Consider the following 1,114-nt stretch of genomic DNA (forward strand, 5'->3'; position numbering starts at 1 on the left):
GATCTTGTAATCAGGGATACGGGCCAGGGTGGCGGCGAGCCAAGCGTGGGGATCGACGCCGTTCAGCTTGGCCGTTTCGATCAGGGTGTAAGCGATGGCGGCGGCCTTGCCGCCGGCTTCGGAGCCGACGAAGAGATAATTCTTCCGCCCGAGGGCAATGGCGCGCATGCCGCGTTCAGCGGTGTTGTTGTCCAGCTCGAGAATGCCGTTGGCGAGATAGGGACGCATGCGCTCCATCCGCGTCAGGGCATAGCGGATCGCGGCGGCCAGCGGCGATTTGCCAGATATGCGGGTCAGCTGCATGGCGAGCCAGACCTCGAGATCGTCGAAGACCGGGGCGGCGCGGGCCAGCCGAAGCTCGACACGCTTGTCCGGCGGCAAACCTCGGGCCTCCTTCTCGACGGCGTAGAGCCGGGCGATCCGGCGGATGGCCTCTTCGGCGATCGGGGAGGCCTGGGCGCGATGGATGTCGACGAACTTGCGCCGGACATGGGCCATGCAGGCGACTTCGTGGATTGCGCCGGACCCATAGAGAACCTCGAACCCGGCATAACCATCGGCATGCATCCAGCCGTGGAAGCGGGCGAGGTGGTCCTTCGGGTGCTGACCCTTGCGGTCGCCGGAGAAGCGATACCAGGCGGCCGGGGGCGCCGCGCCGGCCCAGGGCCGCTCGTCACGGGCATAGGTCCAGAGCCGGGCGGTCCGGGTCTTGCCAGTGCCCGGCGCCAGCATCTGCACCGGCGTGTCGTCGGCGAAGATCGCCTCGGCCGAGAGGACATGGCGGCCGATCGCATCGGCCAGCGGCTCCAGCAGGGCGGTGGACTTGCCGACCCAGTCGGCCAGGGTAGAGCGGTCGAGGTCGAGGCCGTCACGCTCGAAGATCCGGCTCTGGCGGTAGAGCGGCAGATGATCGGCATATTTGTTCACCAGCACATGGGCGAGGAGACCCGGACCCGGCCGACCGCGCTCGATGGGGCGGGACGGCAGCGGGGCCTGGACGAAGCGCTCGCAGCACGAACAGGTCAGCCGCGGCCGCACGATCCGGTTCACGATGAAGCGGCCCGGGACGTATTCCAGCTCCTCGGTGATATCCTCGCCGATCCGGCGCAGGCGC

General features: G+C 68.2%; 1 protein-coding gene. It reads right to left on the bottom strand.

Annotated features, from left to right (window positions below):
- Positions 1-1,114: IS66 family transposase (tnpC, locus tag ACFHYO_RS16085; protein WP_394321748.1), on the bottom strand; the 1,114-nt coding region annotated here is incomplete at both ends.

This window comes from Paracoccus panacisoli, from assembly GCF_042435015.1.
Lineage (GTDB): Bacteria > Pseudomonadota > Alphaproteobacteria > Rhodobacterales > Rhodobacteraceae > Paracoccus > Paracoccus panacisoli.